This window comes from Aeromonas sp. 604176 (genome assembly GCF_049170755.1).
GTDB classification, from domain to species: domain Bacteria; phylum Pseudomonadota; class Gammaproteobacteria; order Enterobacterales; family Aeromonadaceae; genus Aeromonas; species Aeromonas veronii_A.
Genome location: NZ_JAAKNE010000304.1, coordinates 1 through 713 on the forward strand (window position 1 = coordinate 1; position 713 = coordinate 713).

Genomic DNA, 713 nt, shown 5'->3' on the forward strand with positions numbered 1-713 from the left:
ACCGAGGTGGTCTCCAGCAGGTGGCCGCACGCCTCGTGGAAGATGACGCCGCCAAAGCCGTTCTCCATGATGACCGGCAGGGCGCCGCTCGGGCAGGGAGCCGCGCCCAGTTTCACCAGTGCCTGACGGGTGGCGGTGAGGGCCAGCTCGCGCGGATCGATGCGATCGGCATGCTCCCACCCCATCAGGGCGCCGGGGGCCTCGTAACCGACGCTCTGCTCGCTCCCTTCCATGGCGATAGTCTGGGCCATGATGCGGTTGTAGTGGCGGCGATCGGCCACTTGCCCCCCTTCGCTGTTGAAGATTTCCACCTCCTGCTCCCAGCCCAGCACGTTGCCGGAGAACTGGCTCACCTTGCTGCTCTCGGCGCGGGCCACCGCATCCATGGCGTGCAGATAGGCGATCTTCTGCTCCAGCAGCTTGTCTGCCGACAGGGGCCGCGCGATCGGGTTGCGATCGCTCAGGCGGGTGAAATCGAAGGCGGTGGCGGTCACCACGGGGTCGCGGCGGTCTTTGGCCGCCAGCAGGGTGACGATGCGCAGCAGTTCGTCGCGGTTGGCCAGATTGGTGTAGCCGTAGAGCACCTTGTGGCCGTAACAGAGGCGCACACCGATGCCGAAATCGAGGCCGCCGCTGATGTTCTCTATCTGGCTGGAGAGCAGGCTGAGCTGGCTGCGGCGCTTGCGCTCCACAAACAGCTCGGCGAAATCGGC

Annotated in this window: 1 protein-coding gene; it reads right to left on the reverse strand. The window is 66.2% G+C overall.

Annotated elements, in window-relative coordinates:
- Window positions 1–713 (reverse strand): TldD/PmbA family protein (locus tag G5358_RS21505; RefSeq protein WP_421324930.1); only part of this gene is annotated, 713 nt, incomplete at both ends.